25 protein-coding genes, 1 tRNA gene and 2 pseudogenes are annotated in these 26,583 nt (G+C 71.5%); 12 read left to right on the top strand and 16 right to left on the bottom strand.

The genetic code is table 11. The features are described 5' to 3' along the window. Positions 1-162 precede the first annotated feature (162 nt). Positions 163-858, bottom strand: a complete 696-nt coding sequence (locus tag LNW73_RS19360; RefSeq protein ID WP_250990765.1) for an alpha/beta fold hydrolase — start codon at positions 856-858, stop codon at positions 163-165. A gap of 180 nt (positions 859-1,038) precedes the next feature. Between LNW73_RS19360 and LNW73_RS19355 the strand changes: the two genes are divergently transcribed. Both LNW73_RS19355 and LNW73_RS19350 read left to right on the top strand, forming a co-directional pair. After that, positions 1,039-2,073: a LacI family DNA-binding transcriptional regulator gene (locus LNW73_RS19355; RefSeq protein WP_250976284.1), complete on the top strand. Its 1,035-nt coding sequence runs from the start codon at positions 1,039-1,041 to the stop codon at positions 2,071-2,073. Between the two features lie 74 nt (positions 2,074-2,147). After that, positions 2,148-2,306 (top strand): hypothetical protein, encoded by a 159-nt coding sequence (locus tag LNW73_RS19350; RefSeq protein WP_250990764.1) that lies wholly within the window; start codon positions 2,148-2,150, stop codon positions 2,304-2,306. 93 nt (positions 2,307-2,399) lie between these two features. Here the strand turns inward: LNW73_RS19350 and LNW73_RS19345 are convergent. From LNW73_RS19345 to galU, 7 genes and pseudogenes are all read right to left on the bottom strand, one after another. Beyond that, a tRNA-Ala gene (locus LNW73_RS19345) sits at positions 2,400-2,473 on the bottom strand. A gap of 71 nt (positions 2,474-2,544) precedes the next feature. Continuing rightward, a pseudogene (sepX, locus tag LNW73_RS19340) lies at positions 2,545-3,294 on the bottom strand (divisome protein SepX/GlpR); the annotation flags it as partial. 413 nt (positions 3,295-3,707) lie between these two features. Further along, positions 3,708-4,328 (bottom strand): GNAT family N-acetyltransferase, encoded by a 621-nt coding sequence (locus tag LNW73_RS19335; protein WP_250980197.1) that lies wholly within the window; start codon positions 4,326-4,328, stop codon positions 3,708-3,710. Next, entirely contained in the window at positions 4,325-4,831 is a 507-nt protein-coding gene (locus tag LNW73_RS19330; RefSeq protein ID WP_250976287.1) for a MogA/MoaB family molybdenum cofactor biosynthesis protein, read from the bottom strand. Before LNW73_RS19330 ends, LNW73_RS19335 begins: the two co-directional genes overlap by 4 nt. Continuing rightward, entirely contained in the window at positions 4,828-5,310 is a 483-nt protein-coding gene (gene moaC / locus LNW73_RS19325; protein WP_250990763.1) for a cyclic pyranopterin monophosphate synthase MoaC, read from the bottom strand. Before moaC ends, LNW73_RS19330 begins: the two co-directional genes overlap by 4 nt. A gap of 124 nt (positions 5,311-5,434) precedes the next feature. Continuing rightward, complete coding sequence (glp, locus tag LNW73_RS19320) at positions 5,435-6,718, bottom strand: molybdotransferase-like divisome protein Glp (RefSeq protein WP_250990762.1); 1,284 nt, start codon at positions 6,716-6,718, stop codon at positions 5,435-5,437. 5 nt (positions 6,719-6,723) lie between these two features. Then, positions 6,724-7,632: a UTP--glucose-1-phosphate uridylyltransferase GalU gene (gene galU, locus LNW73_RS19315; RefSeq protein WP_250976289.1), complete on the bottom strand. Its 909-nt coding sequence runs from the start codon at positions 7,630-7,632 to the stop codon at positions 6,724-6,726. Positions 7,633-7,713: 81 nt separating this feature from the next. On the opposite strand from galU, the pseudogene LNW73_RS19310 reads away from it, so the two are divergent. Continuing rightward, a pseudogene (locus LNW73_RS19310) lies at positions 7,714-8,286 on the top strand (5-formyltetrahydrofolate cyclo-ligase); the annotation flags it as partial. Between the two features lie 27 nt (positions 8,287-8,313). On the opposite strand, the gene LNW73_RS19305 reads toward LNW73_RS19310, so the two are convergent. Then, on the bottom strand, positions 8,314-11,007 hold the full coding sequence (locus tag LNW73_RS19305) for a penicillin acylase family protein (protein ID WP_250990761.1): 2,694 nt from the start codon (positions 11,005-11,007) through the stop codon (positions 8,314-8,316). A 215-nt stretch (positions 11,008-11,222) separates the two neighbouring features. Between LNW73_RS19305 and LNW73_RS19300 the strand changes: the two genes are divergently transcribed. From LNW73_RS19300 to mscL, 6 genes are all read left to right on the top strand, one after another. Then, entirely contained in the window at positions 11,223-12,680 is a 1,458-nt protein-coding gene (locus tag LNW73_RS19300; RefSeq protein WP_250990760.1) for a potassium/proton antiporter, read from the top strand. A 262-nt stretch (positions 12,681-12,942) separates the two neighbouring features. Beyond that, complete coding sequence (locus tag LNW73_RS19295) at positions 12,943-14,271, top strand: MFS transporter (protein WP_285391349.1); 1,329 nt, start codon at positions 12,943-12,945, stop codon at positions 14,269-14,271. A gap of 66 nt (positions 14,272-14,337) precedes the next feature. After that, positions 14,338-14,652, top strand: a complete 315-nt coding sequence (locus tag LNW73_RS19290; RefSeq protein ID WP_138354742.1) for an FmdB family zinc ribbon protein — start codon at positions 14,338-14,340, stop codon at positions 14,650-14,652. 127 nt (positions 14,653-14,779) lie between these two features. After that, positions 14,780-15,628 carry an S-methyl-5'-thioadenosine phosphorylase gene (locus tag LNW73_RS19285; RefSeq protein ID WP_250990758.1) on the top strand — a complete coding sequence of 283 codons (849 nt, stop codon included), beginning with the start codon at positions 14,780-14,782 and terminating at the stop codon, positions 15,626-15,628. 256 nt (positions 15,629-15,884) lie between these two features. Beyond that, complete coding sequence (locus LNW73_RS19280) at positions 15,885-16,412, top strand: hypothetical protein (protein ID WP_250990757.1); 528 nt, start codon at positions 15,885-15,887, stop codon at positions 16,410-16,412. Positions 16,413-16,514: 102 nt separating this feature from the next. Next, the gene (gene mscL, locus LNW73_RS19275; RefSeq protein ID WP_138354745.1) at positions 16,515-16,970 is read left to right on the top strand and encodes a large conductance mechanosensitive channel protein MscL; all 456 of its coding nucleotides are present in this window, start codon (positions 16,515-16,517) and stop codon (positions 16,968-16,970) included. Between the two features lie 10 nt (positions 16,971-16,980). Here the strand turns inward: mscL and LNW73_RS19270 are convergent, their stop codons facing one another. Next, entirely contained in the window at positions 16,981-17,193 is a 213-nt protein-coding gene (locus tag LNW73_RS19270) for a hypothetical protein (RefSeq protein ID WP_250976297.1), read from the bottom strand. Between the two features lie 78 nt (positions 17,194-17,271). Next, positions 17,272-17,628: a hypothetical protein gene (locus tag LNW73_RS19265; RefSeq protein ID WP_250990756.1), complete on the bottom strand. Its 357-nt coding sequence runs from the start codon at positions 17,626-17,628 to the stop codon at positions 17,272-17,274. A 327-nt stretch (positions 17,629-17,955) separates the two neighbouring features. Here LNW73_RS19265 and LNW73_RS19260 point away from each other — a divergent pair, with 327 nt between their 5' ends. Then, on the top strand, positions 17,956-19,113 hold the full coding sequence (locus tag LNW73_RS19260; RefSeq protein ID WP_250990755.1) for a PLP-dependent cysteine synthase family protein: 1,158 nt from the start codon (positions 17,956-17,958) through the stop codon (positions 19,111-19,113). A 21-nt stretch (positions 19,114-19,134) separates the two neighbouring features. On the opposite strand, the gene LNW73_RS19255 is transcribed toward LNW73_RS19260, so the two are convergent. Next, positions 19,135-19,590, bottom strand: a complete 456-nt coding sequence (locus LNW73_RS19255) for a group III truncated hemoglobin (protein ID WP_250990754.1) — start codon at positions 19,588-19,590, stop codon at positions 19,135-19,137. Between the two features lie 109 nt (positions 19,591-19,699). Here LNW73_RS19255 and LNW73_RS19250 point away from each other — a divergent pair, with 109 nt between their 5' ends. Continuing rightward, a complete protein-coding gene (locus tag LNW73_RS19250) occupies positions 19,700-20,875 on the top strand; it encodes a low temperature requirement protein A (RefSeq protein ID WP_250990753.1) in 1,176 nt (391 codons plus the stop codon). A gap of 138 nt (positions 20,876-21,013) precedes the next feature. Continuing rightward, complete coding sequence (locus tag LNW73_RS19245; protein WP_250990752.1) at positions 21,014-21,766, top strand: VC0807 family protein; 753 nt, start codon at positions 21,014-21,016, stop codon at positions 21,764-21,766. A gap of 38 nt (positions 21,767-21,804) precedes the next feature. Here the strand turns inward: LNW73_RS19245 and LNW73_RS19240 are convergent, their stop codons facing one another. The 4 genes from LNW73_RS19240 to LNW73_RS19225 form a co-directional block, all read right to left on the bottom strand. Then, positions 21,805-22,572: a VIT1/CCC1 transporter family protein gene (locus tag LNW73_RS19240; RefSeq protein ID WP_250990751.1), complete on the bottom strand. Its 768-nt coding sequence runs from the start codon at positions 22,570-22,572 to the stop codon at positions 21,805-21,807. A gap of 36 nt (positions 22,573-22,608) precedes the next feature. Continuing rightward, a complete protein-coding gene (locus LNW73_RS19235) occupies positions 22,609-24,657 on the bottom strand; it encodes a PTS fructose transporter subunit IIABC (protein ID WP_250990750.1) in 2,049 nt (682 codons plus the stop codon). A gap of 160 nt (positions 24,658-24,817) precedes the next feature. Continuing rightward, a complete protein-coding gene (gene pfkB, locus LNW73_RS19230) occupies positions 24,818-25,762 on the bottom strand; it encodes a 1-phosphofructokinase (protein WP_250990749.1) in 945 nt (314 codons plus the stop codon). After that, positions 25,759-26,520, bottom strand: coding sequence for a DeoR/GlpR family DNA-binding transcription regulator (locus tag LNW73_RS19225; protein ID WP_250992969.1), 762 nt, complete (start codon positions 26,518-26,520; stop codon positions 25,759-25,761). Before LNW73_RS19225 ends, pfkB begins: the two co-directional genes overlap by 4 nt. Positions 26,521-26,583: the final 63 nt, after the last annotated feature.

Below are 26,583 nucleotides of genomic sequence, written 5' to 3'. Positions count from 1 at the left end.
GGTTTCGTACAGCTGACTCCTAGAGAGTAGAACACCACTCATCGAAACGGAAACGTTTCGATGGGTGGTGTGGGTCACGTTGTCCGTCTTTACGGCCGGCGGATCGCCCCATACGCCCGGTTTGCCGCCCGCCGCGCAAAGACCGGAGGGACTTCGAACGGCTCAGATCCAGCCGTCCAGCGAACGGAAGAACCCGTCGAAGTCATCGCGGTGGATGGTGTGGCCGGCGCCCACGACCGTACGGATCCCGAAGCCGCGCTCGCTGAGCAGTCCGGCGTCGTCCGGGCCGATCAGGAAGCTGTTCTCGGCGAGCTGCACGAGCGACGGGACGGCGGGCTTCTGCGGCAGATAGCCGGTCAGCGGCCGGCCGCCCAGGAAGGCGGCGGAGTCGGTGTCCCACAGCGCCAGGGTGGCGAGCTCCACCTCGATGTCCGCCTCCTCCCAGCGCGGGTTCAGCCCGGCGATCTGCTCCCGGGTGGCCCGGGCGAAGTGGACGAAGATCGCCGGGTCGACCTGCTGCACGGGATCCGCCGAGGCCCAGGCCGGATCGGAGTAGATGGCGCGCGCGGGCGCGAGGCGCTCGGCGGCGAGCGACAGCGCCAGCCCGCCCAGCGAATGCCCGACCGCCAGCTCCGCGCCGCCCGGCAGCGTCTCGACGAGGTCCTCGGCGAACAGCTCGGGGCTGTACTCGCCGCGCGGGCTCTCGCCGTGACCGCGCAGGTCCACGGCGATGACGCGGTAGCCCCGGTCCGCGAGCGCGGGACCGACCCGGCGCCAGGTGCGGTGGTCGGACATGATGCCGTGGACCAGGAGCGCGATCCGGTCGCCGGTGCCCCACTCGCGGGTGTTGAGCTTCATGGTGTTGATGCCTCTCCTGCTGTTGGGGTGCTGCCGGGCTGCCGGGGGGCTCCGACGGAGGGTTCGGTCCCATCTTCGGGCGCGGGCGGTGACACCTGTCGCATGACACGTGTAACTATATGTGTAGCATCCACCCCGAACTCTCGGCCAGACCGGATCTCTGAAAAGATGCCGAGCGGAATGACACAGTCACCCGAGCCCACGAGCCCCCCGGCCACGCCGACCAGCACCGATGTCGCGCGCCTCGCCGGCGTGTCCCGCGCCACCGTCTCGTACGTCCTGAACGCCCAGGCCGCCGGCCGCGTCAGCACACGGACCCAGGACCGGGTGCGCGCCGCCGCGGAAGAGCTCGGCTATGTGCCGCACGCCGCCGCCCGCACCCTGCGGGCCGGGCACTCCGGCCTCGTCCTGCTGACCACCCCGGCCACCCCGATCCCCCGGATCGGCGCGCTCTTCGGCGACTTCCTGATGGAGCTGCAGGGCGCCCTGCACCAGCTCGGCTACACCAGCGTCTGGCACGGCCCCGTCGCGGGCGCCGGCGAGCAGGCCGCGCGCGCCTGGGCGGAACTGCGCCCGGCCGCCGTCCTCGCCCTGCCGGGCACCGGTCTGACCCCGTCCGCCGTCGAGCTGCTCAAGCGCTCGGGCACCCGCGCCGTCCTCACCCTCGGCATGCGGCCGGTGGCGGGCGCGCACGCCCTGCTCCTCGACCAGGAGATGCTCGGCGCCCGCGCCGGCACCCATCTGCTGGAGCGCGGCCGCCGCCGGATCGGCGTCGTCATGCCGACCGAGTCCGGCCTCGACCTCTTCAGCGTTCCCCGCCTCGCCGGCGTCCGGGCGGCCGCCACCCTCGAGACCGGCACCCACGTCGAGCCGCTCACGCTCGACTGCACCGAGGAATCGGCGGCCGAACTCGCCGCCCGCTGGCCCCGGCTCGGCCTCGACTCCCTCTTCGCCTACAACGACGAGTACGCGATGCTCGTGATGCGCGCCTTCCAGGACGCCGGCCTCACCATCCCCGGCGACCTCGCGATCGTCGGCGCCGACGACCTCCTCCTGGCCCGCCTGCTGCGCCCCCGCCTCACCAGCGTCCACTTCGACACCATCCCCACCGCCCGCATCGTCGGGCTGGTCGACCGCGCCATCCGCGAACCGGAAACGGCCCCGGAGACCCACCAGTTGACCCGTGTCGTCGTAGCGGCCCGCGACTCCGGCTGACGCCCGCCGCGCGGCCCGCCAGCGGAACCGCCGCCCGCCCCCCGGCGTCCTGGACAAGGATCAAGGGGGTACGCATGCAGGACGATCCACCGGCCTGGGAAACCATCGCGGTCATGCTGGCATGGGTCGGAGGAGTGACCGCGGTCCTGGGCTCCGCCGTCCTGCTCGTGGTCACCGTCGTCGCCCTGAGCACGGGCTGGCTGCGGCGGAAGTGGCGGCTCCGGAAGAGCTGACCGCGGCCCCCGGAGCGGGCTCCGGCGGACGGCAGCCGCCCCGGAACCAAAAAGCCCCTGGCGGGTTTCCCCGCCAGGGGCTTCGAGCTGCGGTGGACCTGTGGGGATTTGAACCCCAGACCCCCTCGATGCGAACGAGGTGCGCTACCAGACTGCGCCACAGGCCCTTGCAACGAGGAAAACGATAGCACCCTCTCGGGGGTGGTTGTTAACGAGATCCTCGCTGGTCACCGATCGCTCACTCGTTGGCGGCGCGCGGCCGGTCCGGGTCGGCGTACTGGTCGAACAGGGGGGTGCGGGAACGGTCGCGGGAGCGGCGGCCGGAGGTGGGGCGGGGGAGCTCGCGCTGGGGCTCGGGCTCCGGGGCCGGCGCCGGGGCCGGGGTGGCCGGCTGGTGGCCCGGTGTGGTGCCGGAGCGGGCCGAGCTCCAGTTGCCCGGGGCGGTGAAGTCGATGCCGCCCGGGGTGCGGGGCGCGACCGGCGCCGTGACGTACGTGGGCAGCGGAACCGGTACGGGGTCCCAGCCGTCGTCAGGGACGGCGTGCTGCTCGCGCTGCTGCTGGTCCACCCACTCCGCGTGATCGGTCTGCTCGACCAGGGCCCGCCGGTCCGCGGTGCGCGGCGAGGTGGCGGGCTCGGGCTCGTCGTCGAGGTCCGGCTCGTCGGCGGCCTGGGGGCGCGGGCGGTCGCGCAGCCGCACCGCGGCGTCGGCGGCCCGGCGCTGGTCGATCTTGACCTCGAAGCGGCGGCGCTCCTGGCGGCGCAGGTGGCCGATGTAGAGGGTCAGCAGCGCGGCGGGCGCCGCCGGCGCCCACAGGAACGCGAGGCCGCCCACGGCGGCGACGATCGCGCCGACGGTGAAGGCCAGGAAGAGGAGCGTGGTGGTGCGGCGGCGGCGCGCGAGGACCTTGGCCCGGGGTTGTGCACCGGGCCGGGACGCTGCGCCTTCTGGTGCGCCGGGGCGGGGTGGTGCGCCGGGGCGGACTGCTGCGCCGGAACGGCCGCCGGGGCGGGTTTGATCTCGGTCGCGGGCACGGCGAGACCCCGGACGTCCACCACGTCGTGCGCGGAGTCCGGTGCATCGGCGGGCTGATCGCTCTCATCGCGCGCTTTCGCGACGCGACGCTCCATCCCCGCCCTTCCGGACAACAGCCGGATGGCGGTGCTGAAGCGTTCCGTCGGACGCGCTTCGTTGAGCTCATCCTGCCTACGGAGCCACATCGGCACCAAGTAGGCAGCCCAGGCCCCGACGATGACTGCGTAGATGAGGCCGCTACTGCTCACGGATTACACGGTAGGTGCCGCAGAGACACGCCATACGCAATTCCGCACGGTGTGTCGCACGATCTGGCTGATATGCCGAGATTTTTTTGTGATTGGGTTCATTTTCGAACGTTTATCTTATTTCTGCGGCGTTCCCGGCCTGGCCTGGCGCCATCGGTTGAGCAGCCCCTCCGGCACTTCCTCGGCCGTCAACGCGAACACCAAGTGGTCACGCCACGCACCGTCGATGTGGAGATAGCGCGGGCGCGGACCCTCTTCGCGAAATCCGAGTTTTTCCACCACCCGTCGGCTGGGGGTGTTCTCCGGCCGGATGCACACCTCGACGCGGTGCAGCCCGACATGGCGGAAACAGTGGTCGACGGCGAGCGCGACGGAGGTCGGCATGACACCGCGTCCGGCGACCGACTGGTCGACCCAGTAGCCGACATGGGCGGAGCACATCGAGCCCCAGGTGATGCCGGCGACGGTCAACTGACCGGCCAGCCGCCCCTGGTACTCGATGACGAAGGGCAGCATGCGGCCCGCGTTCGCCTCCGAGCGCAGGTGGCGCACCATCTGACGGTACGTGGGGCGCTGGACGACATGGCCGGGCGGCGCGGGCGGCACGGTGGCCTCCCAGGGCCGCAGCCAGTCGCGGTTGCGGCGGTTGACCTCGCGCCAGGAGCGCTGGTCGCGCATCCGGATCGGGCGGAGGGTGATGTCACCGTCCACCAGCTCGGCCGGCCAGGACGCGTTCAGCTCGCCCCTCTTTTCTGGCCGGTGGGCCCGGATTGCGGGTGGTCGCCGCCGCGGATCTGGTCGACGGCGTGGACGAGGAGCGGGGCGAGCACGTCCAGGCCGTCCTTGACGCCACCGGTCGAGCCCGGAAGGTTCACCACCAGGGTGCCGCCGGCGACGCCCGCGATACCGCGGGAGAGCACCGCGGTGGGCACCTTCTCCCGGCCGGCGGCCCGGATCGCCTCGGCGATGCCGGGGATCTCATAGTCCAGCACGTCGCGGGTGACCTCGGGCGTGCGGTCGGTGGGCGAGATCCCGGTCCCACCGGTGGTCACGACCACGTCGTAGGAGGCCGCCACGGCGTCGCGCAGGGCCTGTCCGACGGGCTCCCCGTCCGGGACCACCCGCGGGCCGTCGGTCTCGAAGCCGAGGGCCCGCAGCGCCGCGACGATCAGCGGTCCGCCGCGGTCCTCGTAGACGCCCGCGGCGGCGCGGTTCGACGCGGTGACCGCCAGCGCCCTCATGGCCGCTGCCAGTCGCCGGACTTGCCGCCGGTCTTCGTCTCGACCCGGACGTCGGTGATGACGGCGGCCTTGTCCACGGCCTTGACCATGTCGATGACGGTCAGGGCCGCGACGGTGACGGCGGTCAGCGCCTCCATCTCGACCCCGGTGCGGTCGGTGGTCCGCACGATCGCGGCGATCTCCACGGCCTCGTCGGTGACGGCGAGGTCGAGCGTCACCCCGGACAGCGCGAGCGGATGGCAGAGCGGGATCAGGTCCGGCGTCCGCTTGGCGCCCATGATGCCCGCGATGCGCGCGGTGGCGAGGGCGTCGCCCTTGGGAACGCCCTCACCGCGCAGCAGCTCGATCACGCGCGGGGCGACGAGTACCCGGCCGGTGGCACGGGCCGTACGGGCGGTGACGTCCTTGCCGGAGACGTCCACCATCCGGGCCGCACCGGCCTCGTCGATGTGGGTGAGGTGCTCTTGCGCGCTGCTCATCGTTCTCCCGGTCCGGTCCTCTGGGCAGCCACCGTACCGGGAGGGCGGATCAAAAGGGCCGCAGGGCCTGCATCGGGAGGGCCCGGTCAGCACCGCACCGGACTTCGGTCGGCACCGCACGGGTCTAATCCAGCCGGATCACGTCGACCTCCGTGCCCTTGTCCACGGAGGTGGTGTCCTCCGGGACGACGATCAGCGCGTTGGCGTGCGCGAGCGATCTGACCAGGTGGGACGCGGAGCCGCCGACGGGGGTCACCGTGCCGTTCGCGTACTTGCCGCGGAGGAACTGGCGCTTGCCCTCGGGCGACGACTCGATCGCGGTGTCGCAGAGCGCGCGCACGACCTCGCGGTGAACGGCTCCGGCACCCATCAGCGTGCGGATCGCGGGGCGTACGAAGAGCTCGAAGGAGACATACGCGCTGACCGGGTTGCCGGGCAGGGCCAGCAGCGGGATGCGGTCGGGGCCGATCCGGCCGAAGCCCTGGGGCTTGCCGGGCTGCATGGCGAGCTTGCGGAAGTCGACACGGCTCTCGTCGTCCTCGATCGAGGCGAGCGCCTCCTTGACGACGTCGTACGCGCCGACGCTCACCCCACCACTGGTGACGATGATGTCGGCCCGGATGAGCTGGTCCTCGATGGTGGCACGCAGTGTCTCGACGTCATCGGCGACGGCGCCCACCCGGTACGCGATGGCGCCCGCGTCCCGCGCGGCGGCGGTCAGCGCGAAGCTGTTGGAGTCATGGATCCGGCCGGGGCTGAGCTCCTCGCCGGGCTGTACGAGCTCGCTGCCGGTCGACAGCACCACGACGCGGGGCCGCGGGCGCACCCGGACGCTGCCGCGGCCGATGGCGGCGAGCAGACCGATCTGCGGCGGGCCGAGGATCGTGCCGGCGGCGAGCGCCAGCTCCCCCGCCGCGACGTCGCTGCCGCGGGCCCGGACGTACTGGCGCGCCTCGACGGGACGGTGCACCCGGACCTCGCCGCCGGAGCCGGCCGGGTCGGAGCTGTGCGACCGCATGGTGGTGGCCGGTCCGCCGCCGGTGCCGGCGTCGGTCCACTCCACGGGGACGACGGCCTCCGCGCCGGGCGGCAGCGGGGCGCCGGTCATGATGCGGGCGGCCTGGCCGGGGCCGACGGTCGGCAGGTGGTCGCTGCCCGCCGCGACATCGCCGATGACGGTGAGGACCGCCGGGTGCGCGTCGGTGGCCCCGTCCGTGTCCGCGGTGCGGACCGCGTAGCCGTCCATCGAGCTGTTGTCGAAGGGCGGCAGTGCGACGGGGACGGTGACGTCCTCGACGAGGACGCAGCCCTGGGCGTCGAGGAGTTGCAGCTCGATCGATTCCAGCGGGGACAACTGCCCGAGGATGTTGTCGAGGTGCTCGGAGACAGACCAGATTCGGTCAGCCACGGTGCTCAATCTTGCATCTCCTCGGTCACGTACGAGCGGAGCCAGGTCCGGAAGTCCGGGCCCAGGTCTTCACGTTCGCACGCGAGTCTGACAATGGCGCGCAGATAGTCGGCGCGGTCGCCGGTGTCGTAGCGGCGGCCGGTGAAGACCACGCCGTGGACCGGGCCGCCGTCGTCGTCGCGGTGGGACATCTCCCGCAGCGCGTCGGTGAGCTGGATCTCGCCGCCGCGGCCGGGCGGCGTCTTCTTGATCGCGTCGAACACCGCCGGGTCCAGCACGTACCGGCCGATGATCGCGTACGAGGACGGTGCCTCGCCGGCGGCGGGCTTCTCGACCAGGTCCGTCACCCGCACCACGTCGTCCTCGGCGGTGGGCGCGACCGCCGCGCAGCCGTAGAGGTGGATCTGGGCCGGGTCGACCTCCATCAGCGCGATGACGCTGCCGCCGAACCGCTCCTGGATGTCGATCATGCGCGACAGCAGCGGGTCGCGCGGGTCGATCAGGTCATCGCCCAGCAGTACCGCGAAGGGCTGGTCGCCCACGTGCGGCTCCGCGCACAGCACCGCGTGCCCCAGACCCTTCGGGTCCCCCTGCCGCACGTAGTGCATCGTCGCCAGGTCGCTGGACTCCCGCACCCGCGCCAGCCGCGACTCGTCGCCCTTGCGGGTCAGCGCCTCTTCGAGCTCGTAGTTCCGGTCGAAGTGGTCCTCCAGGGCGCGCTTGTTCCGCCCTGTGATCATCAGCACATCGCTGAGGTTCGCCGCCCGCGCCTCCTCCACCACGTACTGGATCGCCGGCTTGTCGACGACCGGCAGCATCTCCTTGGGCGTGGCCTTGGTCGCCGGCAGAAACCGGGTGCCGAGTCCCGCCGCCGGGATGACGGCCTTGGTGATCCGAGTACGTGCTTGAGTCATGCCGTGCACCATAACCGCTGCGCGTGAGGTGAAGATGAAGATCCGGTTGATAACGGCTGATAGGCGGCGGTAGTGCGGGGTATGAGCGACGACCACGGCACCAAGGCGGCGCTGCGCACCGAGTTGCTGCGCGTGCGGCGCGGACTGACGCCGCAGGAGCGTACGACGGCGGCCCGCTCGCTGGCCGACCAGGTGGCTGACCTGCCCGAGGTCCGGGCGGCGGGCACCGTCGCCGGCTATGTGTCGATGGGCACGGAGCCCGGCACCCGCGACCTGATCGACGCGCTGCGCGCCGCCGGCACCCGCGTACTGCTTCCCGTACTGATGGCCGATAACGACCTGGACTGGGCGGAGTACGAGGGATCGGGGGCGCTGGAGCGCACGGACCGGGGGCTGTTCGAGCCGACCGGCCCGCGCCTGGGACCCGACGCGGTGACGCGGGCCCGGGTGGTGCTGCTGCCGGGGCTCGCGGTGGACGGGCGCGGGCTGCGGCTGGGCCGCGGCGGTGGCTCGTACGACCGCGTGCTGGCGCGGCTGGAGCGGGCGGGCGAGCGGCCGTCCCTGATGGTGCTGCTGTACGCGAACGAGGTGGTCGCGCGGGTCCCGAGGGAACCGCACGACCACCCCGTGCACCTCGCGGTGACCCCCGGGGGATCCACCGCTTCACCCCCTGAAAGGGGGTTACGGCGTCAGCGCCATCTTGTCGTCCGTCGCGCCGTCCACCTTGGGTCTGGAGAAGACCCACGGCAGGAGTTCGCCCTTCGCCCACAGCGCCGTCTGGTCGGAGTAGTGCGCGTTGTACGCGTGCCCCGAGGCGCCGGTGAGGTTGATCCAGCGGGACTTGTCGAAGTCGTCGAGGTTGACGATCATGCGCATCGACGGCACCCAGACGACGTCGTAGCCGCCGGCCGCGTTCCAGCCGGTCGCGTTGACGGCCGCCTCGCCGCCGCCGAGCTGCCACGGGCCGCGGTTGAGCAGCCACCTCACCACCGCGGGGCCGCCGGTGCCCAGGGTCTGGTTCTTGAGCTCCAGCTTGTGCAGCCGGCCCCAGCTCCAGGTGTCGATGTCCTTGCCGAGCTTGGCGGTCAGCTCGTACCGCGCGTCCTGCATCGCCTGCCGGAGCAGCTGGTCGCGCGTGGTGTGCGCGGACGGCGCGGAGGTCTTGTCGAAGAACGCGGTCGGCGACATCGTCCACCAGGCGTTCGTCTCGTCCGGAAGGATCTTGCGGACCACCTCGAACCAGCGGTCGCCGCCGTCCGGCTGCGCCTGGTCGGCGGCGCGCTCACCGCACTCGTTGACGGTCTCGCTCTTGCCGTTGAGATCGTCGACCGGCCCCGACTGGTCGACGGCCGGGACGCGCAGGCACTGGTCCTCGGGGCGCAGCTCCTTGGGCAGCTTGTTGCCGAAGGCGAGCTTGAGGGTGTTGCGCCAGACGGCGTTGAAGTAGGCGGCCGCCGCGGAGTCGGCGTCCTGGTTGAAGTCCCAGCCCTCCAGCAGCTGCTGGGCGTCGCGGACGTAGGAGTCCTTGACGTCGACCTTGAGCAGATACGGCACCAGCAGCTTCGCGATCTCGCTGCTGCTGTCGGACTGCATGGACTGCATGTCGTCCATGGAGACCTTGCCGCCGTCCTTGATCTTGGACGCGATGAGGTCGTTGATGCGCTGGCTGCGGGCGCCGTAGCCCCAGTCCTTGGTCAGCATCGGGCCGTACTTGTCCTCGTCGATCACGGCCTGGTTGGCGGTGACGATGTAGCCGCGCTTGGGGTTGTACTCCCACGGCATGGACTTGAACGGGATGTAGTCGCTCCAGCGGTAGCGCGAGTCCCAGCCGGGCGCCGGGTAGCGGCCGTCGCCCTTGGTGCGGACCGGGATCTGGCCGGGCGCCTGGTAGCCGATGTTGCCCTGTTTGTCGGCATAGATCAGGTTCTGCGACGGGACGGCGAAGTCGGCCGCCGCGGCGCGGAACTGGGTGAAGTCCTGCGCCCTGTTGATCTCGAAGACCGCGTCCATGCTCTTGCCGAGGTCCAGCGCCGTCCACCGCAGGGCGACCGCGTAACCGCCGCTGCGGTCCGGGGCGGCGTCCTGGACGGGTGCGGTCTCACCGACCCTGAGCAGTTCGTCGGCGCGGTCGGAGATCACCGGACCGTTGTTGGTGCTGCGCACGACGATCTCGCGGTCGCCGCCGCCCGCGACCTTGATGGTCTCCTTGTGCGTGGCGAACGGCACCTGCCTGCCGTCGTAGAGGTAGCTGCCCGCGGTGACCTTCTCCAGGTAGAGGTCGGTCACATCGGCGCCGAGGTTGGTCATCCCCCAGGCGATGTTCTGGTTGTGGCCGATGACGACACCGGGCATTCCGGAGAACGTGTAGCCGGCCACGTCGAACGGGCAGGCCGTGCCGACGCTGCGGCAGTGCAGCCCCATCTGGTACCAGAGGGACGGCATCTGCGGTGCCAGGTGCGGGTCGTTGGCCAGCATCGGCTTGCCGGTGGTCGTGTACGTGCCGGAGACGACCCAGGAGTTGGAGCCGATGCCGTTGCCGGACGGGCCGAGCAGGTTGGGCATCTGGTCGATGATCTCGGAGAGCTGGCTGTTCAGGGCGCTGGCGGCGATCGGGGTGCCCCCGGCGCCGGCCGGCGTGTACTTCTTGGTGATCGGGTCGAGCTTGCCGCCGTCGACGATCGGCTGGTGCCGCTGGTACGGGTAGCCCGGGTAGAGCTGCTCGATCTGGCTGCTGTCGAGCCGGCTCGTCATCAGCGCCCGGTCGATCTCCTCCTGCATGTTGCCGCGCAGGTCCCACGCCATGGCCTTGAGCCAGGCGACGGAGTCGACCGGGGTCCACTGCTCGGGCTTGTAGTCGTTGGAGAACGACAGGGCCGCGTACTCGACGGACAGGCTCGCACCGCTGTGGTCCTTCAGATAGGCGTTGACGCCGTCCGAATAGGCCTGCAGGTACTTCTTGGTGGTCGCGTCGAGCTTGGTGTCGTACTCCTTCTGCGCGATGTCGCGCCAGCCGAGAGTGCGCAGGAACGCGTCGGTCTCGACCTGCCCCGAGCCGAACATCTCCGACAGCCGGCCCGAGGTGAGGTGGCGTCGGACGTCCATCTCGTAGAACCGGTCCTGCGCCTGGACGAAGCCCTGGGCCCGGAACAGGTCCTCGGAGGTGTCCGCGTAGATCTGCGGGATGCCGTTGCCGTCACGCTCCACGTCGACCGGCGAGGTCAGGCCTTTGAGTTTCAGCGATCCGGTGGTCTCGGGGAACGAGGCGCGCACGGTGCTGACGCTCCAGTACGACCCGTATCCGATGCCCCCCACCAGCAGGACCACGAACGCGATCACAAAGAGGCGAAGGCGGCGGGACTTCTTCTTGGCGGGCATCTCTGTCCTTCGAGGGGCAGGGTGGACCGGGTGCTCTTGGTGCTGGATTGGTGCTGGAGCAACCATAGGCGCAGCGCTCGGGGCACCCCTACGCGGAGTCATCGTTGACCGCGGAAGTTCAAGTACCGGTAAAATGTTAGGCAAGGCAATGAACTTCTCCCTGGCCTTCGAGGAAGGACCGCGCCCTGACTGTCCACCGTCTCAATGAACTCCTGTTGATCGGCGCCCTCGTGCTGCTCATCGCGGTGGTCGCCGTGCGACTGGCGTCGCGCAGCGGCTTGCCCACTCTGCTCATCTACCTCGGCATCGGCGTCGCGATCGGCCAGGACGGCCCGTTCGGCTTTACCTTCGACGACGTCCAACTGACCCAGGTCCTGGGATATGCGGCACTTGTGGTGATTCTTGCCGAAGGTGGACTCGGCACGAAGTGGCAGGAGATCAAACCGGTGGTGCCCGCCGCCGCGGTGCTCTCGACGTTCGGCCTCATGCTGAGCGTCTTCATCACGGCGGGCGCGGCCCACTATCTGGTGGGGCTGGACTGGCGGCAGGCGCTCATCATCGGAGCGGTGGTCTCGTCCACGGACGCGGCGGCGGTCTTCTCGGTACTGCGCAACGTGCCGCTGCCGAAACGAATCACCGGAGTGCTCGAAGCGGAATCCGGCTTCAACGACGCCCCGGTCGTCATCCTCGTGGTCGCCTTCTCCACGGCGGGCCCCGTCGACCACTGGTACGTGCTCGTCGCGGAGATCGCCATGGAGCTGGCGATCGGCGCCGCGATCGGACTGGCGGTCGGCTGGCTCGGCGCCTACGCGCTGCGGCACATCGCCCTGCCCGCCTCCGGCCTCTACCCGATCGCGGTGATGGCCATCGCGGTCTTCGCCTACGCCGCCGGCGCGACGGCGCACGGTTCCGGATTCCTCGCCGTCTACATCGCCTCCCTGATACTGGGCAACGCGAAACTGCCGCACCGGCCGGCCACCCGGGGCTTCGCCGAAGGGCTCGGCTGGATCGCGCAGATCGGCCTCTTCGTCCTGCTCGGACTGCTCGTCACCCCGCACGAACTCGGCGACGACATCCTGCCCGCACTGGTCATCGGCCTGATCCTGACCGCGGTGGCCAGACCGCTGTCGGTCACCACGAGCCTGGCGCCGTTCCGCATCCCCTGGCGGGAGCAGGCGTTGATGTCCTGGGCCGGGCTGCGCGGCGCCGTGCCCATCGTGCTGGCCACCATCCCGATGGTCGCGGGTGTGCCCAACAGCCGCCGGATATTCAACATCGTCTTCATCCTGGTGATCGTCTACACCCTGGTGCAGGGCCCGACACTGCCGTGGCTGGCCCGGCGGCTGCGCCTCGGCGTCCGCGACGGGGCGGCCGATCTCGGCATCGAGTCGGCGCCGCTGGAACGGCTGCGCGGCCATCTGCTCTCGGTGTCCATCCCCGAGGAGTCCCGGATGCACGGCGTCGAGGTCAGCGAGCTGCGGCTGCCTGCCGGGGCGGCCGTCACCCTCGTCGTACGGGACGGGGCCAGCTTCGTACCGCTGCCGAACACGGTGCTGCGGCGCGGCGACGAACTGCTGGTCGTCGCCACCGACCCGGTGCGGGACGCGGCGGAGCGGCGGCTGCGCGCGATCGGGAAGGGCGGCAAGCTCGCGAACTGGCTGGGTGAGGGGTAGCGAGGGGGCCGGGGTGAGCGAGGGCCGGGGTGAGCGAGGGGGCCGGGGTGAGCGAGGGGGCCGGGGTGAGCGAGGTCTCAGGGGGAATCGGGTGGCACTCGGAGCGAATGGCACTGAGTGCCGCTAAGCTGGGCCGGTACGTCTTGACCACGTACGTGTCGAGTACACAGACCTCTGTCTGACGCAGAGCTGGCGCGACGGGACGACCACAGTCGTCACGTGTCTTGCGCGAGCGGACAGCTCTCGGCGCCATCCGTGACGGATGCCGCTACCAGACAGCACAAAGGACCAAGCCGTGGCATCCACGGTGAACCAGCCGGACAGCGCCGCCACCAAGCGGCCCGGTTACGGACAACTCCTGCGCACACCCCGCGCCTGGACGTTCCTGCTGCCCGGGTTCGCGGCCCGGCAGCCCTTCGCGATGCTCACCATCGGCATCGTGCTGCTCGTCCAGAACACCACCGGCTCGTACGGCACGGCCGGCGCCGTCGCCGCGGTGACCGGTGTCTCCATGGCGGTCTTCGCCCCGCAGAACGGCAAGCTCGCCGACCGTTTCGGGCAGAGCGCCGTCCTGCTGCCGGGTGTCCTCGTGCACACGGCCTCCGTCGTCCTGCTGACCGCGCTGGCCCTGTCGAACGCCCCCATGTGGGCGCTGTTCGCGGCCGCCGTGCCGGCCGGCGCCTCGGTGCCGCAGATCGGACCGATGGTCCGGGCCCGCTGGGCGGCCAAGCTGGACGGCTCGCCCCTGATGTCGACCGCCGCGGCCTTCGAGTCCGTGACGGACGAGTTCACCTTCGTCATCGGCCCGGTGCTGGCCACCGCGCTGTGCACGGGAGTGCACCCGGCGGCCGGCCTGATCGCCGAGGCCACCCTCACCCTGGTCGGCGGACTGTTCTTCGCCGCCCAGCGCAGCACCGCCCCGGCACCCAGCAGGACCGTCGACGGCGTCCGTGCGAAGCACATCTCGGCGCTGACCATCCCGGGCGTCAGGGCGCTGGCCGTGGCCTTCCTCGGCATCGGCGCGGTCTTCGGCGGCATGCAGGTCGGCCTGACGTCCTTCACCGAGGAGATCGGCCGCCAGGGCATCGCGGGACTGCTGTACGGCACCTTCGCGGCGGGCAACATGCTGGCCGGAGTCGTCTGCGGTGCCATCGCCTGGCGCCGCAGCCCGCAGGGCCGGCTGCTGATCGCGTACGCGGCGCTGGCGCTGGCCTGTTCCGCGCTGTGGGCCGTGCACTCGGTGCCGCTGCTCGGCGCGCTCGGCCTGCTCATCGGGCTGTGCATCGCTCCCGCCCTGATCACCGGCTACACCCTGGTCGAGTCCCTGGTGCCGGCCTCCTCCCGCACCGAGGCCTTCACCTGGCTGACCGGCTCGGTCGCGCTCGGCCAGGCCATCGCGGTCACGGCCGCGGGCCAGCTGGCCGACCGGGTCAGCGCGAGCGCCGCCTTCGTGGTGCCGCTGGCCGGTACGGCGCTGGCACTGGCCACCCTCGTGGCGCTGCGCAAGCGGCTCAAACCACGCTCCGAGGGACGGATCGTCCAGGCTTCGACACGTGGGATGAGTCACCGCGTGCCGGTCACGGTGGACTGACGCGGCGGAATGCTGCACTATTGAATGTCGTTAGCACTCATCGAGTGAGAGTGCCAGGAGGATCAAGTGCCGACGTACCAGTACCAGTGCACCGAGTGCGGCGAGGGCCTCGAGGCGGTGCAGAAGTTCAGCGATGACGCTCTGACCGTTTGCCCGACCTGCAGCGGACGCCTGCGCAAGATCTTCTCGGCGGTCGGGGTCGTGTTCAAGGGTTCCGGTTTCTACCGGACCGACAGCCGTGGCTCGTCCTCGGCGAGCACCCCCGCGGCCAAGAGCAGCTCGGATGCGAAGCCTTCGACGACGTCCGCGCCGTCCTCGGCATCGTCCGGCAGCTCCTCATCCGGTTCGAGCAGCTCTTCCAGCGGGTCTTCCGCAGCCTGATCGCTGTGCACGTGTGAGCCCGCGAGCGAGTCGCAAGGCGGTCGCAAGGCTTACGCGTCGATGACGGACCCCGCCGATCCAGTCGGCGGGGTCCTCGTCGTATCCGGCCGCCGTTAGGGTGATCCGCATGGTGGAGATGAGCGGTGCGCGAGCCGATATCGGCGTCATTGGCGGGTCCGGTTTCTACTCGTTCCTCGAGGATGTGACCGAGATCACGGTCGAGACCCCCTACGGTCCACCGAGCGACTCGCTCTTCCTCGGCGAGGTCGCCGGCCGGCGGGTGGCGTTCCTCCCGCGGCACGGCCGCAAGCACCACTTGCCGCCGCACAAAATCAACTACAGGGCCAACCTGTGGGCGCTGCGCTCGGTCGGCGCGCGCCAGGTGCTCGGTCCGTGCGCGGTGGGCGGCCTGCGCGCGGAGTTCGGCCCCGGCACCCTGCTGGTCCCCGACCAGCTCGTGGACCGCACGAAGTCGCGCGTCCAGACGTACTTCGACGGTGAGGTGCTGCCGGACGGCGGGCAGCCGAACGTCGTGCACGTCTCGCTGGCCGACCCGTACTGCCCGGTGGGCCGCCGGGTCGCGGTGGACACCGCGCGGGCGGGCGGCTGGGAGGCGGTGGACGGCGGGACCCTCGTCGTCGTCGAGGGGCCCCGGTTCTCGACCCGGGCCGAGTCCCGGTGGCATGCGGCGCAGGGCTGGTCGGTGGTCGGCATGACGGGGCACCCCGAGGCGATCCTCGCGCGGGAACTCGGGCTCTGCTACACGTCCCTGACGCTGGTGACGGACCTGGACGCGGGCGCCGAGACGGGCGAGGGGGTCTCCCACGAGGAGGTCCTGGAGGTCTTCGCGGCGAACGTCGGCCGGATGCGGACCGTGCTGTTCGACGTGGTCGGCGGGCTGCCGCCGATCGCGGAGCGGGACTGCCTGTGCGTGGACCCGTGGGGCGGGCAGGACCCGGGGATCACGCTGCCGTAGGGGGGTGGGCTCGCGGGTCCGCGGGTTCGGTGTTTTCACTCGCGCGGGTGACGGAGTTTTCCACAACCGGTGAGTAATCCACAGGCCCGAGGGGGCCGTCGGCGGAGTGCGGGATCGTAGGAATCTCAGTCGCAGAGATCCTTACGAGGCGGTGGTCGCCGTGCCCGCATTTCCCAGTCCCGCTCCTTCTCCCGTTCCTTCTCCCTCCCCTTCTCCCAGCCCCGCTCCCCCGTCCTACGCGCTCCCGCGCTGCGTCGTGCCGTCCTTCCAGCCGATCCGGGCCGGCGGCGGGCGCGGGCGGATCCGGCTGTGGACGCCGGTGCACCGCAGGCGGCGGGCCGTGGCCGCGGGGCTGGCGATGGCCGCCGCCGCGCTGGCGGCCTCCGCCCCGCGCGCGGACTCCCAACCACCGCGCGGTGAACCACGGGTACCCCCGGCGGCGGCTGCCGCACAGGACGCCCGGGGTGCGCGGGCCATGGCGTCCGGTCGCGATGCGACGGCGGCTCAGGACGTGCGCGACGCCCCGGACACGGTGCGGGCGCCGGTGCGGATCGCGGACGCGGCGGCGGTGCGGCTGCTGCGGCCCGGCGACCGGGTGGACGTGCTGGCCGCCGACCGGGTGGTGGCCGTGGCGGCGCCGGTGGTGTCCGTGCCGGCGGACGGCGGCGAGGCGGCCGGCCGGACCGGTGAGGGCGCGCTGATCGTGCTGGCGGTGCCGCGCCGGACGGCTGCCGTGATCATCGGCGCGGCGGCGTCAACTCCCCTGGCGGTGACGCTGTGTTGACTCACTCTTTCGTGTGTACGGATTGGACACCTAACTCCCGTGATGCCTTAGGTTGCGGGACTTGCTGTGCCATCACCTGTGCGCGGGGAAAGAGAGAATGCAATGAGCGACGAGAAGACCGGGGTCCTGGGCGGCTTCAAGGAATTCCTGATGCGCGGGAATGTGATCGACCTGGCCGTCGCCGTCGTCATCGGTGCCGCGTTCACGAGTGTCGTGAGTTCCGTGGTCAAGGGCGTCATCAATCCCCTGGTCGGTGCGTTCGGCACCAAGGATCTGGAGCACTACCGGTCGTGCCTCAAGGGCCCGTGCGTGGTGAACGACGCGGGCGACGCGGTGAGCGGGATTCCGATCCTGTGGGGCTCGGTGCTCAGCGCGGTCCTCACCTTCGTCATCACCGCCGCCGTGGTCTATTTCCTGATGGTGCTGCCGATGTCCCGCTACCTGGCGAAGAAGGCGGCGCGGGCCCGGCAGGAGGCCGTGGTGCACGCGGAGGCGGAGGCCGCCGAGGTGGCGCTGCTGCGCGAGATCCGCGACGTCATGGTGTCCCAGCGCAGCTGAGCCACCGGGATCAGATGTGGTGCGGGGGCTTCTCGTCGAGGAAGCGGGCGAGGTCGTCGCTCCCGCCGCCGGACGGGCGCTCGCCCCAGCCCCCGTCCGTGTCGTCGGACGACTGCCGGCTGAGCGGGTCGTCGAAGACCAGCGCGGCGGCGGGGTCGCGGCGCGGCTTCCCGGGCCGTGCTGCGGGCCGGGGGTCGGACTCGGGTTCGGGAGCGGTGCTCATGCCTCCAGGGTACGGCCGCGGGCCTGCGGGACGGCTCCGCGTCCGCACGGGCACCGGGCCGCCCCGCGCGGGACCGCGTCATCGGTCCTTCGGGTCCAGCAGCCAGATGGCGAGCACCACCAGGAAGGACACCCCGAGGAAGCCGGCGCACCACCAGGCGATGGACGTGTCGCCCTGCATCCATTCGTCGACGGCGACGGACAGCGCCCACAGCTGGCCGATGACGACCGTGATCGCCAGCGCCAGCCGGGCGGAGAGCTTGGCGGAGCGTTCCGGGTCCTGGTCGGTGCCGGCGCCGGGGCCGGGACCGGTGTGGCGCACCCGGGGGTCGCCGTAGCCGCTGGTCGGGCGGATCTGGGGGTAGCGCTCGCGCACCGGCCGGTTCAGCCGCGGCTGGTCGCTGCCGGGGTGGTAGGGCGGCGGGGTGTCCGTCATACGCGTCGGCCTCCCTCAGTGGTGGCGCCCTTGGCCCTGGCGCCTGGGCAGCCGAGCCGGCCGGCGACCGGGGCGCGGCGCTTCTGGGGCGGTCCTGAAGAACGGAGCTCATGGCGATTCCCTGGGACCTCGGACGGTGTTCGCACGTATCCGGGTGGAAGGCGACAGTTGCAGGCTGCTCCCGCGGCACGATCGAATCAGGGGTCGTTGGCCACCCGACCGTTCCGCGAAGGTCACCGGCCGCGGCGGTCCAACGGCCCCCCAAGGGTCAGCGGGGAGAAACCCCAAGCGCCGGTTTGGGACACCCCTGCGGCTATACCTGGGGCCATGGAACTCGACATCGACCGGCGCGACCCGGTGTACCGGAACTGGCTCAAGGACGCCGTCGGCAAGGTGCAGGCCGACGCCAACCGGTCCGCCGACACCCATCTGCTGTCGGTGCCGCTGCCGGCCGAGTGGGGCATCGACCTGTATCTGAAGGACGAGTCGACGCACCCGACCGGCTCGCTCAAGCACCGGCTGGCCCGCTCGCTGTTCCTGTACGGGCTGTGCAACGGCTGGATCCGCCCCGGGAAGCCGGTCATCGAGGCGTCCAGCGGCTCGACGGCGGTCTCCGAGGCGTACTTCGCGAAGCTGATCGGAGTGCCGTTCATCGCCGTCATGGCGAAGAGCACCGTGCGCTCCAAGATCGACCTGATCGAGTTCCACGGCGGCCGGTGTCATCTCGTCGACGACCCCTGCGAGGTCTACGAGGTGGCGGTGCGGCTCGCGGCCGAATCGGGCGGCCACTACATGGACCAGTTCACGTACGCCGAGCGCGCCACCGACTGGCGCGGCAACAACAACATCGCCGACTCGATCTTCCGGCAGCTGGCGCTGGAGCGGCACCCCGTCCCGGCCTGGATCGTCGCGACCGCGGGCACCGGCGGAACGTCCGCCACCATCGCCCGCTTCGTGCACTACACCCAGCAGGACACCGGGGTCTGTGTCGCCGACCCGGAGAACTCCGCGTTCTTCCCCAGCTGGCAGTCGGACGACCCGGACGTCGTCACCGACCGCGGCTCCCGCATCGAGGGCATCGGGCGCCAGCGCGTGGAGCCGAGCTTCGTCCCCGGGGCGATCGACCGCATGATGCGGGTGCCGGACGCCGCGTCCGTCGCCAGTATCCGGGTGCTGGAACGACTGCTGGGACGTAAGGCCGGCGCCTCCACCGGCACCGGTCTGTGGGCCGCCTTCCGGATCATCTCCGACATGCGGGCGGCCGGTGAACAGGGCAGCGTGGTGGGCCTGTTGTGCGACCCGGGCGAGCGGTATCTGGAGAAGTACTACTCGGACGAGTGGCTGGCCGCGCAGGGCATCGACATCGCCCCGTTCACCGCGCGCATCGAGCACTTCCTCACGACGGGCGAACTCAGCACGGCCGTGCCCGGCACCGCCACGCCCGTCAGCGGAGCCGTGCCCTTCGGCGAGCCCGCTGCCGTGTGACGCTCAGGGGACCCGGCGCCGTCAGGCCTCCGTGCGGAGTCGCACGGCGGCGAGCGGTACGAAGCCGGGGCCGCCGGACCCGTCGGTCGAGGCGTCGGCTCCCGCCAGCCGGCGCAGCATCGACAGCGCTATCCGTTCGCCCTGCGCCTTGGCGTGATCCGCGTTGGGGCCCGCGTACAGCCCGTCGACGGAGGCACGCCACAGCTGGACCCAGCGGCCGAAGTGCTCGGCGGTCATCGGCCGGGAGTCGTGCAGGGCCGCGTGCGGGGCGAAGGCGTTGCCGCCGTACTCGGCCGTCCGGAGCAGGGCGCGTTCCCAGAAGTCGGTGATCCTGGGGAGGTGGTCCTCGAGGTCCAGGCCCGCGATCTCGGTGAAGTACGGGCCGATCAGCCGGTCGGCGAGCGCCGCCTCGTAGAAGCGGCGCAGCAGGGTGCCGAGGTCGGCGCGGTCGGCGATGTCGGGCTTGGCAGTGACCATGGTCCTTCCAGGGTCCGTGTGGGGCGGACCGGCCGCCAGGGCCGAAAGACCCGGATACGGCAGCGTGCCATGGTGTTCCTCGCGCGGGTTCTGGCGCAAGGTGGCCTCCATGAGCAACCCCGCCGGCGCCGCGTTCCGCCGTATGACCGCCCGCAGCCGTGACGAGACGCACCGGGCCTCGACCCCGCTCGAGCTCTTCTTCGACCTCTGCTTCGTGGTCGCCGTCGCCCAGGCGGGCGCCCGGCTGGTGCACGCGCTGGCCGCGGGCCATCCCGGCAACGGGGTCGTCGGCTATCTGCTGGTGTTCTTCGGCATCTGGTGGGCCTGGATGAACTTCTCCTGGTTCGCCTCCGCCTACGACACGGACGATGTGCTGTACCGGATCACCACGCTGGTGCAGATCACCGGCGTCCTCATCTTCGCCGCGGGCGTGCCGCGCGCCTTCGACGACAACGACTGGACGATCACGGTGATCGGCTATTCGGTGATGCGGCTGGCGCTGGCCTCGCAGTGGCTGCGGGCCGCGCACGGCGAGACCGGCGACGCTCGCAGCTGCGCGCTCCGTTACGCGTTCGGCGTCACCGTCTGCCAGTTCGGGTGGATCGGGCTGCTCTTCCTGCCCGACGGGGCGAAGGTGTGGGCGTTCCTCGGCCTGATCGTCGTCGAGCTGTCCGTGCCGCTGTTCGCCGAGCGCCGCCACCAGACGTCCTGGCACCCGCAGCACATCGCGGAGCGGTACGGCCTGTTCACCATCATCGTGCTCGGCGAATCGATCGCGGCGGCGACCGTCGCCGTGCAGTCCGCGCTCGACGAGCACGAGGCGGTGGCCGAGCTGCTGCCCATCGCGGGCGGCGGGCTGCTGATCGTCTTCGCGGCCTGGTGGATCTACTTCGCCGTGCCCATCGAGGAGCACCTGGTCTCCAACCGCGAGGCGATCCCCTGGGGTTACGGCCACTACATCGTGTTCGTCTCCGCCGCGGCGATCGGCGCCGGCCTGGAAGTGGCCGTGGAGCAGAGCGTCGGGAAGGCGGAGATCTCGGTGCGGGCCGCCTCCGCCGCGGTGACCGTGCCGACCGCCGTCCTGTTCTTCACCGTCTGGCTGCTGCACTCCCGGCACTACAAGAGGGGTATCGCACAGCAACTCGTCCTGCCGGTCGCCTCGTTGCTGGTCCTGGCGTGCACGTTCGGCGGGGAATCGGCGGTGCTGCTGGCCGGGGTGGTGTCGGCGCTGACCGTCACGGTCGGGGTCGTGCTGGCGCGGCGCGGCGTCTCCCCTCAGGTCTGATCAAGGATGGGCAAAGTCCTTCCCACCGCATCCCCGCGACCGTACGATCTGCCCCGACGACCAGCCTGACCAGGCATGACGGCGTTACGGCGGCGGGGCGCCACGGCGCCGCGGTGTCACGTCAAGGGGGAGCCGGAAATGATCAAGACAGAGACGGCGGGCGGGCCGGGCCGCGGCAGAGCGATGCTGCTGAGCTGGGGCCCGACGGTGCTGTTCAGCATCATCCTGCCGTGGGTCACCTACGGGATGCTGACGGACCACGGTGTCGCGCAGGTCCCCGCACTGCTGATCATCTCCGCCTGGCCGGTGGTGGAGATGATGCTGTACTTCGCGATCCACCGCCGCCTGGACGAGTTCAGCATCATGATCCTCGGAACGCTGCTGCTGAGCGCGGTCAGCGCGCTGGCCTACAACAGCACCAAGATGGTGTTCATCAAGGACTCGGCGCTGACCGGACTGCTCGGACTGGCCTTTCTGTTCAGCCTGTTCGCGAAGCGGCCGCTGATCTTCTACTTCGGCCGCAAGTTCGCGACCGACGGGACGGACGCGGGCGTCACGGCCTGGAACGGCCTGTGGGACAAGTACGCGGGCTTCCGCGCCACCCAGCGCATGCTCACGGTGGTGTGGGGCGTCACCTTCCTCGTGGAGTCCGGCATCCGCATCGCTCTGACGTACGTGCTCTCCACCGACACGATGGTGGGCGTCTCCAGCGTGCTGCCGTTCGTGTTCACCGCCGGGCTGGTCTTCTACACGATCCGCACCGGCAGGAAGGGCGAGGCCCGGCGGGTGGCCGCGGAAGCAGCGGAGGCCGCAGCGGCGCCGGCCGACGCCCCGGCGGCTCCGGCCGGCCCCGTTGGTCCGGCAGCTCCGGCAGCTCCGGCCGAAGCCTGACGGCCCCGCCACGGGTCTCCTCGCATCAGAGAATCGCATCAGAGGCCCGTGGCGCCGAGCAGTGATCCGGCCGCGTACGTGACGGCCATCGCCGCCGCCCCGCCCGCCATGTTCCGCAGGACGGCGGGGCGGGTCGGCGCACTGCCCAGCCGTGCGCTCTCCCAGCCGCACAGCGCGAGCGCGATCAGCACCGCCACCACCGTGACGGACAGCCGCAGCGGCGGGGGCAGCAGCACGATCGCCAGCAGCGGCAGCAGCGCCCCGGCGGTGAACGCGGCGAAGCTCGCGGCGGCCGCGTGCCACGGGTTGGTCAGTTCGTCGGGGTTGATACCGAGCTCGACCCGGGCGTGCGCGCCGAGCGCGTCGCGTTCGGTGAGCTGCTCGGCGACCTCGCGGGCGAGGTCCCGGGTCAGTCCGCGGTCCTCCAGCAGACCGGTGAGCTCGGCGAGTTCCGCCTTCGGCTCGGTGGCCAGCTCCTCGCGCTCCATGGCCAGGGCGGCCTGCTCGGAGTCGCGCTGGGTGCTGACCGAGACGTACTCCCCCGCCGCCATCGACAGGGATCCGGCCAGCAGTCCGGCCAGCCCGGCGGTCAGGATCGCGGAACGGGAGTCGGTGGCCCCGGCCACGCCGACGACGATCCCGGCCGTCGACACGACTCCGTCGTTGGCGCCCAGCACCCCTGCCCGCAGCCAGTTCAGCCGGCTCGCGAGCCCGCCCTCGTGGTGCGGTTCACCGTGCTCCGACGGTTCACCGTTGCCGTTCTGTCCACCGCTGTCCCGCCCACCGCTCTGTCCGCCGTCGCTCATGCCGCGAGGGTCTCATTCCTGACCGCCCGAGGACGGTCAGGCCGCGACCGGTGTCCTGGCGTCGTCCGGCACCGGCAGTGCCGCCTCGGGCGCGGCGGGCCTGCGCAGCCCCTTCAGCAGGACGACGAGGGCCGCGGTGACGACCGTGCCCGCCGCGACGGCGACCAGGTACAGCCACGGGTTGCCGATCAGCGGCACCACGAAGATGCCGCCGTGCGGGGCGCGCAGGGTGCAGCCGAAGGCCATCGACAGGGCGCCGGTGACCGCGCCGCCGACCATCGCCGACGGGATGACCCGCAGCGGGTCGGCCGCGGCGAACGGGATCGCGCCCTCGGTGATGAACGAAGCGCCCAGCACCCAGGCCGCCTTGCCGTTCTCGCGTTCCGTACGGGTGAAGAGCCGCCCCCGGACGGTCGTCGCCAGCGCCAGGCCCAGCGGGGGCACCATGCCCGCCGCCATCACGCACGCCATGACCTTCAGGCTGCCGTCGTTCGGGTCGGCGAGACCGCCGACGGCGAAGGCGTACGCGACCTTGTTCAGCGGACCGCCCATGTCGAAGCACATCATCAGGCCGAGGACGACGCCGAGGATGATCGCGTTCGAGCCCGTCAGGCCGTTCAGCCAGTCGGTGAGCTGCTTCTGCAGCCAGGTGATCGGCTTGCCGACCACCAGGAACATCAGGAAGCCCACCACCGCCGAGGAGATCAGCGGGATCACCACCACCGGCATGATGCCGCGCAGCACCGGTGGGATCGCGATCCGCTGGATCGCCATGACGACGGTGCCCGCGAGCAGACCGGCCACCAGGCCGCCGAGGAAGCCGGCGTTGATCGTCAGTGCGATGGCACCGCCGACGATGCCGGGGACCAGCCCCGGCCGGTCCACCATCCCGAACGCGATGTATCCGGCCAGGATCGGTACGAGGAACGTGAACGCGGTGTCGCCGATCTGGAAGAGCAGCGCCGCCCAGCTCGCGCCCTCGCTCCAGATGAAGTGCTCCGTGACGGAGGGCGCGGCGTTGATCTCGTACCCGCCGATCGCGAAGGCGAGCGCGATCAGCAGCCCGCCGGCGGCGACGAACGGCACCATGTAACTGACCCCGGTCATCAGCCACTTGCGCAGCCGCGTGCCGAAGCCTTCGCCGGACTCGTCGGCGGTCGCCCGGTCCGCCGGGTGGGCCGCGGCCGTCACCTCGCCGCGTTCCGCCTTGCCGCGCGCCTCGGCGATGAGCTCCGGCGCGCGGCTGATGCCCGCCTTCACGCCGACGTCCACCGTCGGCTTCCCCGCGAAGCGCTCCTTGTCGCGGACCTCCACGTCATGGGCGAGGATCACCGCGTCCGCGGCCTCGATCGCCGCCTTCGGCAGCTTCTCGAAGCCGGCCGAGCCCTGGGTCTCCACGGTGATCTCCACACCGGCGGCCCGGGCGGCGTTCTCCAGGGACTCCGCCGCCATGTACGTGTGCGCGATGCCCGTCGGGCACGACGTCACCGCCACGACGCGGAACGTCCGCTCCTGCGGAACACCTTCGGCTGCGGTCTCCGGTTCGGGTACGGCCGGGTCGGCCGGTGCTATGACCTCCGGCTCCACGGTCGCGGTCGCAGGCTCCGGCTCCGGCTCCGGTTCCACGGTCGCGGGCTCCGCCACCGGCTCGCCCGCGATCAGGGCAGCGGACGTCGCCGGGTCGTCGGCCGTGCGCAGGGCCGCGGTGAACTCCGGGTCCATGAGGCGGCGGGCGAGGGCCGACAGGATCGTCAGGTGGTCGGTGTCGGCACCGGCCGGTGCCGCGATGAGGAAGACGAGGTCGGCGGGCCCGTCCGGGGCGCCGAAGTCGATACCGGTGGCGCTGCGGCCGAACGCGAGGGTCGGCTCGGCGACATGCGCGCTGCGGCAGTGCGGGATCCCGATGCCGCCGTCGAGACCGGTCGGCATCTGGGCCTCGCGCGCGGCCACATCCGCGAGGAAACCCTCCAGATCGGTGACGCGTCCGGCGGCCACCATCCGCTCGGCGAGCGAACGTGCCGCCGCTTCCTTGCTGTCGGCGGCCAGGTCGAGATCGACCAGCTCCGCGGTGATCATGGCACTCATCGCGCGGCTCCATTGCTCGCGTCCCCGCCCGGCGGGCGGAACGGACTGTGGGTGGATCGGGGTGCTGCGGCCACCGGGCCGGTCGGCTGCCCGGCGCCCGCCATACGGACGCCCGTCATGCAGGCGTCCGTGATGCAGGCGCCCGTCACGCACGCGCCCCTCATGCCGGTTCCCGCAGCAGGCGGGAGAGGGGGACGTCCGCGGTCACGGTGACCGCCGACGGGTCGAGATCCGCCGGGGCCGGCATGACGCTGCCCGGCAGTTGCACCGCGGCCGCCCCGTGGGCGACGGCCGAGGCGAGGGCCGCCTCCCCGTCGCCGCCCGCGGCGAGGAACCCCGCCAACGAGGCGTCCCCGGCCCCGACGTTGCTGCGTACCACCGCGACCCGCGCCTGCCCGAAGTACGTGCCGGAGTCGTCGACGAGCAGCTGGCCGTCCGCGCCGAGGCTGGCGAGCACCGCCCGCGCGCCCAGGGCGCGCAGTTCTCCCGCCGCCTTCACCACGTCCCCGACCGTCGTGAGCGATCGGCCGACGGCGGCGGCCAGTTCCTCGGCGTTGGGCTTGACGACGTCGGGGCGCATCGCGAGCGCGGCGAGCAGCGAGGGGCCCGAGGTGTCGAGCGCGACGCGGACGCCGGCCCGGTGCGCGCGGGCGACGAGTTCGGCGTACCACTCGGGCGGCAGCCCGCGCGGGAGGCTGCCGCAGCAGGCGATCCAGCGGGCGTCGGCGGACCGGGTGCCGACCGCGTCCAGCAGTGCCTCGGACTCGGCGGTGGTGAGCGTGGGCCCGGCCGCGTTGAGCTTGGTCAGGGTGCCGTCCGGCTCGGCGACCGAGACGTTGACCCGGGTCGAGCCGGCGATGCCGACTCCCGCGACCTCGATGCCCTGCTCCTCCAGCAGCCGGCCGAGCAGCGCACCTTCGGGACCGCCGATCGGCAGCACGGCGACGGTGCGCCGCCCGGCGGCGGCCACCGCGCGCGACACGTTGACGCCCTTGCCGCCGGGGTCGACCCGGTCGGCGGTGGCCCGCAGCACGGCTCCGCGTTCGAGCACGGGGATCTCGTACGTACGGTCCAGGCTCGGATTCGGCGTGACGGTCACGATCATGCGCGTACTACTTCCGTGCCCGCGCTCTCGATCGCGCGGGCTGCTTCGGGGCTGAGTCCCTGGTCGGTGATGAGCAGGTCGACATGGGAGAGGTCTCCGAAGCGTGCGAAGTTCCGTTGTCCGTACTTCGAGGAGTCGGCGAGCAGCACGACGCGCCGCGCGGCGGCGATCATCGCCCGCTTCACGGCGGCTTCGGCGAGGTCGGGGGTGGTGAGGCCGCCGTCGGCGGAGAAGCCGTTCGCGGCGAGGAAGAGCACGTCGGCGTGGATCTCGCTGTAGGCGCGCAGCGCCCACGCGTCCACCGCGGCGCGGGTGCGGTGCCGGAGCCGGCCGCCGACGAGGTGGAGGGTGAGCTCCGGGTACTCCGACAGGCGTGCGGCGATGGGCAGGGCGTGCGTCACGACGGTGAGCCGCGAGTCGAGCGGAAGGACGGCGGCGAGCCGGGCCGCGGTGCTGCCCGCGTCGATGACGACGCTGCCCTCGGCGGGCAGTTCGGCCAGCGCGGCGCGGGCGATCCGGTCCTTCTCGTCGGCGGCCGTCGCCTCGCGCTCGGCGAGGTCGGGCTCGAAGTCGAGGCGCCCGGCCGGTATGGCCCCACCGTGCACGCGCTGGATCAGTCCGGCCCGGTCGAGCGCCTTGAGGTCGCGGCGGATCGTCTCCGGCGTGACGTCGAACTCCTCGGCCAGCGAGGGCACGTCGACGCTTCCGAGCTCGCGGGCCCGCCGCAGGATCTCTTGCTGCCGCTCCGGGGCGTACATGTGGTTTTGCCTCCGCCTCATGCCCGAGTGTGTTGCTGTGCCGTCACCGTACCCACGGTTCGA

It is taken from the genome of Streptomyces sp. RKAG337 (genome assembly GCF_023701715.1).
GTDB lineage: Bacteria > Actinomycetota > Actinomycetes > Streptomycetales > Streptomycetaceae > Actinacidiphila.
The sequence above is the reverse complement of the archived record's forward strand: the minus strand, read 5'-3'. Positions and strand labels throughout refer to the sequence as shown.

Bases quoted from the DNA above. Each gene is read 5' to 3' on its own strand.
- galU (WP_250976289.1), bottom strand. From the start codon at position 7,632: ATGACTCAAGCACGTACTCGGATCACCAAGGCCGTCATCCCGGCGGCG.
- LNW73_RS19285 (WP_250990758.1), top strand. From the start codon at position 14,780: ATGGTGGAGATGAGCGGTGCGCGAGCCGATATCGGCGTCATTGGCGGG.
- LNW73_RS19350 (WP_250990764.1), top strand. From the start codon at position 2,148: ATGCAGGACGATCCACCGGCCTGGGAAACCATCGCGGTCATGCTGGCA.
- LNW73_RS19360 (WP_250990765.1), bottom strand. From the start codon at position 858: ATGAAGCTCAACACCCGCGAGTGGGGCACCGGCGACCGGATCGCGCTC.
- LNW73_RS19355 (WP_250976284.1), top strand. From the start codon at position 1,039: ATGACACAGTCACCCGAGCCCACGAGCCCCCCGGCCACGCCGACCAGC.
- LNW73_RS19295 (WP_285391349.1), top strand. From the start codon at position 12,943: ATGCCGCTACCAGACAGCACAAAGGACCAAGCCGTGGCATCCACGGTG.
- LNW73_RS19260 (WP_250990755.1), top strand. From the start codon at position 17,956: ATGGAACTCGACATCGACCGGCGCGACCCGGTGTACCGGAACTGGCTC.
- LNW73_RS19250 (WP_250990753.1), top strand. From the start codon at position 19,700: ATGAGCAACCCCGCCGGCGCCGCGTTCCGCCGTATGACCGCCCGCAGC.
- LNW73_RS19240 (WP_250990751.1), bottom strand. From the start codon at position 22,572: ATGAGCGACGGCGGACAGAGCGGTGGGCGGGACAGCGGTGGACAGAAC.
- LNW73_RS19225 (WP_250992969.1), bottom strand. From the start codon at position 26,520: ATGTACGCCCCGGAGCGGCAGCAAGAGATCCTGCGGCGGGCCCGCGAG.
- LNW73_RS19330 (WP_250976287.1), bottom strand. From the start codon at position 4,831: ATGAGGGCGCTGGCGGTCACCGCGTCGAACCGCGCCGCCGCGGGCGTC.
- LNW73_RS19265 (WP_250990756.1), bottom strand. From the start codon at position 17,628: ATGACGGACACCCCGCCGCCCTACCACCCCGGCAGCGACCAGCCGCGG.
- LNW73_RS19235 (WP_250990750.1), bottom strand. From the start codon at position 24,657: ATGAGTGCCATGATCACCGCGGAGCTGGTCGATCTCGACCTGGCCGCC.
- LNW73_RS19255 (WP_250990754.1), bottom strand. From the start codon at position 19,590: ATGGTCACTGCCAAGCCCGACATCGCCGACCGCGCCGACCTCGGCACC.
- moaC (WP_250990763.1), bottom strand. From the start codon at position 5,310: ATGAGCAGCGCGCAAGAGCACCTCACCCACATCGACGAGGCCGGTGCG.
- mscL (WP_138354745.1), top strand. From the start codon at position 16,515: ATGAGCGACGAGAAGACCGGGGTCCTGGGCGGCTTCAAGGAATTCCTG.
- pfkB (WP_250990749.1), bottom strand. From the start codon at position 25,762: ATGATCGTGACCGTCACGCCGAATCCGAGCCTGGACCGTACGTACGAG.
- LNW73_RS19245 (WP_250990752.1), top strand. From the start codon at position 21,014: ATGATCAAGACAGAGACGGCGGGCGGGCCGGGCCGCGGCAGAGCGATG.
- LNW73_RS19305 (WP_250990761.1), bottom strand. From the start codon at position 11,007: ATGCCCGCCAAGAAGAAGTCCCGCCGCCTTCGCCTCTTTGTGATCGCG.
- LNW73_RS19270 (WP_250976297.1), bottom strand. From the start codon at position 17,193: ATGAGCACCGCTCCCGAACCCGAGTCCGACCCCCGGCCCGCAGCACGG.